Genomic DNA, 6,718 nt, shown 5'->3' with positions numbered 1-6,718 from the left:
TCTTCAGGCAGCAAGCCTTTCACCTCTCGGCACATCCGGTATTAGCCACCGTTTCCAGTGGTTGTCCCCGACCTGAAGGTAGATTCTTACGCGTTACTCACCCGTCCGCCACTGTCTCCGAAAAGACCGTTCGACTTGCATGTGTTAAGCATACCGCCAGCGTTCATCCTGAGCCAGGATCAAACTCTCCATTTTGGTTCGTTCTTTTTAGCTCTTTCGACCGTTTTTACAACCACGGTCAGGTTATTTTTTTCTGACGCAGGGTACTTGTCGTATTCTGGCTTTCAAACTATAATATTTTCAAGGTTCGGTGCGCTGTTCGGCGTTGCCTCTCTTGGCTTCGCTGTCCGGCACTTATTCAATATATCTAATCTATTTGGGTTTGTCAACTACTTTTTCCATCTTTTTGGAAAAAAATTTTTTATTGCCCTGAAACCTGCCCACAGTGCTGGGTTTAGTCCACAATGGGTTAGAAATTGTTGACTAAAGGAAGAGTAGATAGTGAATTTCCAGTCCGTAATAGCGATATTGCATGAGTTTTGGGGACAGCGTGGCTGTTTAATTGCCCAACCCTACGATATGGAGAAGGGTGCGGGGACTAAGAATCCCCATACGTTTTTAAGGGCTTTGGGACCTGAACCTTGGGCTGTTGCCTATGTTGAGCCTTGTCGTCGGCCTACAGATGGTCGTTATGGCGAAAATCCGAATCGCTTTCAGCATTATTATCAATATCAAGTGTTAATTAAGCCGTCACCGGATGATATCCAGGAGATTTATCTTGATTCTTTGCGAGCTTTGGGGATTTGTCCTGAAGATCACGATGTTCGCTTTGTGGAGGATAATTGGGAGGATGCGACAGTGGGCGCTTGGGGTACTGGTTGGGAAGTGTGGTTAGATGGGATGGAAATTACCCAATTTACATATTTCCAGCAATGTGGTGGCATTGATTGTCGTCCTGTGTCCATTGAGATTACTTATGGCTTAGAGCGCTTGGTGATGTACCTTCAGCAAGTGGAGGCTATTACTAAGATTCAATGGACTGATAACATTAGTTATGGTGATGTTCATCTTCAAGGTGAGATTGAACAGTGTACTTATAATTTTGAAGCGTCTAATCCTGAAATGTTGCTGACGCTGTTTGGTTTATATGAGCAGGAAGCTACTCAATTAACAGAACGAGGATTGGTTTTACCTAGTTTAGACTATGTAATTAAGTGTTCTCATGCTTTTAATTTACTGGATGCTAGAGGGGTAATTTCGGTGACGGAACGAACTCGTTACATTACTAGGATACGGCATTTGGCAAGGAAAGTGGCTCATTTGTATGTTGAACAAAGGGAAAAATTAGGTTTTCCACTTTTGATGAACACTATGGGTACGAGATAGGAGTCCGAGTTAGCGTTGCCAGGTTTAAACTGGTAACGTATCTATTCTTAAATTATCTTCCGTTTTTTCAATACCTTAGCTAAAAAAAGAGTATGAAGAGAGGGCTGATGTAGTAGAGTTATAGTCTTCTAAAACAACAACTCAAAACCTACACATAGCACATATTCGATACAGCGGTTTCCGATCTTATGAGGTACATCTTAGCCTCCTCATCGCACCCCCTCAATCCCCCCGCTGCGGAGAAAAGGATAAACTTTTGATATTGGAGGGGGTTGGGGGTGGGGTTCTTGTACCTCATAACACCGGGAAGTGCTGTATACTATTTTAGTTACAGTTACAAACGGAGTTTTTCCCAGGGTCGAATGTATACCAGTTACCATCCCATTTCAAACCGACTGAGTTACTGCCATTACACTTTCAAGAAGTTGAGTATATTATGACTCCTGTAATTAATTCGTAGTAAAAACATCGGCATCAGCAGCATATATATAGTATAATTCGCAATCGCCTATTGATATTGAAAAGATTTTGACCATGATAACTTGGTATTCTCTGTTAATGCAACGGTGGGGTAGGATGACAAAGTTTCTATCCTTATTCTGTTTATGTCTACTATTGGTGATTAGTTGTACTCCTAGACAACAAACAAATACACCATCATCTAGTATTGTTAATACTCCTGGAGGTGATGGTCGAATCACCATAGGAACAACAGAAAAGCCAAGAACTCTTGATCCTGCTGATGCGTATGAATTGGGATCTTTGAGTTTAGTATTTAATATGAGCGATCGCTTATATACTTATGAACCAGGTAGTACAGAAATTAAACCACAATTGGCAACAGAATTACCAAAAGTGAGTGCAGATGGTTTAACTTATACTATTCCCATTCGCAAAGGGGTAGTATTTCATGATGATACTCCTTTCAATGCCAAAACAATGGAGTTTAGTCTAAAACGCTTTATCGAAAACAAAGGTAAACCATCCTTCCTACTTTCTGATACCGTAGCTTCAGTTAAAGCCACAGGAGAGTATGAATTAACAATTAAATTAAAAAAACCCTTTGCAGCTTTTCCTTCATTGTTAGCATTTTCTGGAGTTTGTGCAGTTTCACCAAAATCCTATGAAATTGGGGCTGGAAAATTTCAACCGAATATTTTTGTCGGGACTGGTGCTTACAAATTAGCTAAATATGGAACTGATTCCTTAAAGTTTGATGTATTTGATAAATATTGGGGAACAAAACCGGAAAATAAAGGTGTAAATGTCCAAATTCAAACGAGTGCAGTCAACTTATTTAATGCCTTTAAAACTGGTACGATAGATGTAGCTTATCTATCCTTACAATCGGATCAAATTCAGAGTTTAGAAGCAAGTGCGAAAAAGGGAGATTGGCAAGCAATTACCGACCAAGGTAGTGTAGTTACTTATATGACCTTAAATCGCAATCAAAAACCTTTAGATAAATTAGAGGTGAGACAAGCGATCGCATCATTAGTTGATCGTAAATTATTAAATGATCGGGTATTATTGTCACAGGCTGATCCTCTTTACAGCATGATTCCTACAACCTTCAATGTATCCCAACCATTATTTAAAGATAAATATGGTGATGGTAAATTTGCAGAAGCTAAAAAATCCTTAGTTGCGGCTGGCTTTTCTAAAGAAAATCCGGCAAAAGTGCAAATCTGGTATCCTGCAAGTTCCATGACTCGCAGTTTAGTTGCCCAAACCTTAAAATCCCTCGCAGATACTAAAATGGATGGTATGTTGCAATTTGAGGTTAAAACCGTAGAGGGTGCAACTTTCTATAAAGAAATTTCCAAAGGTTTATATCCCAGCACGTTAACTAATTGGTATCCAGACTTTTTAGATCCAGATAACTACGTTCAGCCATTTTTAGCTTGTGCCAAAGGTTCAGTTGCTAAAGGTTGTGAAGAAGGAGGCAGTCAATCTCAGGGTTCATTCTATTATAGTGAAGCTATGAATAAACTCATAGATGAACAACGCAAAGAACAAAATCCTGAAGCCCGGAAAAAAATATTTGCAGAAATTCAAAACCAAGTATTAACTGATGTTCCCTACATCCCTTTATGGCAAACCAAAGATTATGTATTTGCTCAAAAAGGCATAACCAACGTTAATCTTGACCCCACTCAAAACCTACCTTACAAAACAATTAAAAAGTAAGTTTCCCTCGTTCCCAGACTCCGGCTGGGAATGAAATCAAGAGGCAGAGCCTCTTATTAATTTAGATGAGGCAGAGCCTCAAAACTACATTCCTTGTCTCTGACAAGGAACGAGGTTAATCATTCTTTTTTCTTTTTCCTTTTTTCTTTCTGACTCCTATAAAAAATATGTCTCGTTCTAAAGCATTGCAGTATTACATTGTTTCCCGGTTGCTATTTGCGCCACTGCAACTATTAACTGTCATCACCATTGTTTTTCTTTTAATCAGAGTCTTGCCAGGAGATATCGCAGATTCAGTTCTGGGAGGAAGAGCGCCAGAAAGTGCAAAAGAAGAATATAGAAGAGAGCAGGGTTTAGACTCACCAATTTGGTTACAATATCTCAAATATCTAGGTGGTTTACTTCACTTTGATTTAGGAACTTCTGGAATCAGTCGGGGACAAAGTGTTAAAGAAATCATTGGTCAATATTTTCCAGCCACAGTAGAATTAGCATTTGCGAGTATGGCTGTGGCGTTGATTGTAGGCGTTTTAGTCGGGACTATTTCCGCTTCTCGTCCCGGAACTGCTTTTGATATTGGTGGGCGTTTATTCGGGATTATTACCTATGCACTACCCATGTTTTGGGCGGGGATGTTATTGCAATTAGTTTTCTCAGTTCAATTAGGTTGGTTTCCCAATTCTAATCGTTTTCCACCTAATCTTCCCGCACCTACAAATATCACTGGTTTATATACAATTGATAGTTTATTGAGTGGGAATTTAAGTCAATTTTTCACATCTTTACACCATTTAGCATTACCAAGTTTAACCTTGGGAATTTTACTCAGTGGCATTTTTGAACGCATTGTCAGAGTTAACTTAAAACAAACCTTAAAAGCTGATTATGTAGAAGCGGCTAGAGCGCGGGGAATCTCTGAAAATAAGATTTTAGTCTCCCACGCCTTAAAAAATGCCTTAATTCCGGTAATAACCGTCTTAGGATTAACATTTGCTTCCTTGTTAGGTGGAGCGATTTTAACAGAAGTGACATTTTCCTGGCCAGGTTTAGCAAATCGTTTATATCAAGCTATTTCTGACCGCGATTATCCCACAGTTCAAGGTGTGTTAGTATTTTTTGGGGCAATTGTTGTCACTGCGAGTATTTTAATTGATATTCTCAATGCTTATGTAGATCCGAGAATTAGGTATTAAATATAGAACTCGTATTTGATTTTTGAAAAAAATTAGGTATTGTAGGGTGTTTTACTACTGCATAAATTCTATCAATAAACAGATTTGTAATATCTGACGCACCAACCGTATCTTTTCATAAATCAAATATTATTCCTATATAATATTTATAATATTTGCCAAATTCTGCCAATATTTCGATTTATTATTGATTTAACCCGGAACGGTAGTTTTTCCTGTACCACCTTAGATGTAGGTTGGGTTAAGCGACAGCGCAACCCAACAAAATGATTAATACTGTTGGGTAACATACGTCAACCCAACCTACCTAATTAGGAAATCCAAATACCGTGGAATCCGTAGGGTACACGTTGAGGAATCATTATCTGAGCAACAGGTTCGCTTGTAACATCTTGGGCATTAATAACTACGAGTTCCGACGTTTGGGAATTTTCGTCATAAACAAATGTTACTAACCATCCTTCATCCTCCGTAGTAGAACGAGGATGAGGTGCAAATACTGTTTCTCCCCCATAACGATTTTTGCCAAATTCATGGGTTTGGGATTTACCGATTTCAAAGTCGTATTTTATTACACCACAAAATAATGGATGTTGACTATCTGCCATTTTTCCCACATAGCCATATTGAGTTTTTCTCCCTAACAGGTTTTCATTGACACGGGGAAATTCTCCCGGTACATCATCTAGTTTTTCTTCTGTAACTACACCTGTGCTAAGGTTAAAACGCCAACGGTGGAGAAGGGGAGTGTCTCCTTTATTGTCACAGTATGTATCTTGTGAAACAAGGACATTAGTAGAATTCCTGCGACAAGCGATAAGTATAACTTCCTCTCCGGACTCGTAAGCGTTGAGGGTATGGAAGACGTAGCAAGGAGGACATTCAAACCAGCGAATATTGCTGTTGTCACCATGACGAGGCATTATACCAAAACGACTGGGACGATCTTTTTCAAACATCATCATCGGTTCTCCCCGCTGCATTCGTTCCATACTAAATGTCAGAGGTAAATCCATGAAAATGGTATAATTTTCCGTAATGGCGAAATCGTGCATCATTACCGCTGTGGGTATTTCTATAGGTATCGTTCGTAATAACTCCCCTTGGGCAGAAACTACGCCATATTGTAGATAAGGTGGTGTAATAGCATAACCAAAAAACATCATTTCCCCGGTGACAGGATCTACCTTAGGATGGGCAGTAAACGCCGAAACTAGTTTATTATTATAAGTATGTTCCCCAATAGTTGCTAAATCAGTAACGCTGATGTGATGGGGCGCACCTCCTTCCCACAGTGCTAAAAGCTGTTGATTGTGCCACACGAGGGCTGTATTAGCGCGATTTTTGAACATTCCGTGAGGGTTGTCCATTTGGGGTGGTTCTAAAATTCCACTCCACACAGCCTTACCCGCTTCATGTTCAATATTCCATCCCCTAGTTCTCACATAGCGATTGTGATAAGTGGCTTTACCGTCCTTAATTTGTACACCATGTAACATTCCATCACCATCAAACCAGTGATATTGACCAATGGGACTCCATCGAGGGTTGGGACCATTACGGACAAACATCCCTGATAATTCTGGAGGGATTTCTCCGATTACTTCCAAGGTGTCAGTGCTGATTTCTGTGTTTATCGGGGCAAAGTTACCTGCTAAATAAGGATTTACCGCTGTTGATGCCATGGTCATAGTCAGCGAACTAAATAAAGAAACTGTATTTAATATAATTTATGGTTTACTATTAATGCTAGAAAGACAGCAAAATTCTGCTTTATCCTTGTTTATCGCTTCCATAAATATGCGATAATTAATTTAGCTTTAATTTAGGCATTAGTAAATTGAAGTATAAAAATAGAAAATTTACTATTTCTAACTTTGCGTCTTAGCACGAAACATGATTTAGTATCTCATACAATGCCCGAAATCGCAAGAGAATTTCCATCAAAG

Annotated in this window: 5 protein-coding genes and 1 rRNA gene; 4 read left to right on the top strand and 2 right to left on the bottom strand. The window is 39.3% G+C overall.

Annotation, left to right across the window (positions count from 1 at the left end; translation table 11 throughout):
- Positions 1–195 (bottom strand): 16S ribosomal RNA (locus tag H6G25_RS10630); the annotation flags it as partial.
- 306 nt (positions 196–501) lie between these two features.
- Between H6G25_RS10630 and glyQ the strand changes: the two genes are divergently transcribed.
- The 3 genes from glyQ (at position 502) to H6G25_RS10615 (ending at position 4,769) form a co-directional block, all read left to right on the top strand.
- Positions 502–1,386 (top strand): glycine--tRNA ligase subunit alpha, encoded by an 885-nt coding sequence (gene glyQ, locus H6G25_RS10625; RefSeq protein ID WP_190392448.1) that lies wholly within the window; start codon positions 502–504, stop codon positions 1,384–1,386.
- A 576-nt stretch (positions 1,387–1,962) separates the two neighbouring features.
- On the top strand, positions 1,963–3,576 hold the full coding sequence (locus H6G25_RS10620; RefSeq protein WP_242034932.1) for an ABC transporter substrate-binding protein: 1,614 nt from the start codon (positions 1,963–1,965) through the stop codon (positions 3,574–3,576).
- A gap of 167 nt (positions 3,577–3,743) precedes the next feature.
- Positions 3,744–4,769 (top strand): ABC transporter permease, encoded by a 1,026-nt coding sequence (locus tag H6G25_RS10615; protein ID WP_190392447.1) that lies wholly within the window; start codon positions 3,744–3,746, stop codon positions 4,767–4,769.
- A 311-nt stretch (positions 4,770–5,080) separates the two neighbouring features.
- On the opposite strand, the gene H6G25_RS10610 is transcribed toward H6G25_RS10615, so the two are convergent.
- Complete coding sequence (locus H6G25_RS10610; RefSeq protein WP_190392452.1) at positions 5,081–6,454, bottom strand: carotenoid oxygenase family protein; 1,374 nt, start codon at positions 6,452–6,454, stop codon at positions 5,081–5,083.
- On the opposite strand from H6G25_RS10610, the gene H6G25_RS21510 reads away from it, so the two are divergent.
- Complete coding sequence (locus H6G25_RS21510; protein WP_277881747.1) at positions 6,453–6,578, top strand: hypothetical protein; 126 nt, start codon at positions 6,453–6,455, stop codon at positions 6,576–6,578. The two genes, H6G25_RS10610 and H6G25_RS21510, sit on opposite strands and share 2 nt — an antisense overlap.
- The last annotated feature ends 140 nt before the right edge of the window (positions 6,579–6,718 follow it).

This window comes from Dolichospermum sp. FACHB-1091 (assembly GCF_014697585.1).
Classification (GTDB): Bacteria; Cyanobacteriota; Cyanobacteriia; order Cyanobacteriales; family Nostocaceae; genus Dolichospermum.
Note: the sequence above shows the minus strand (reverse complement) of the source record. Positions and strands in the feature narration are given on the sequence as shown.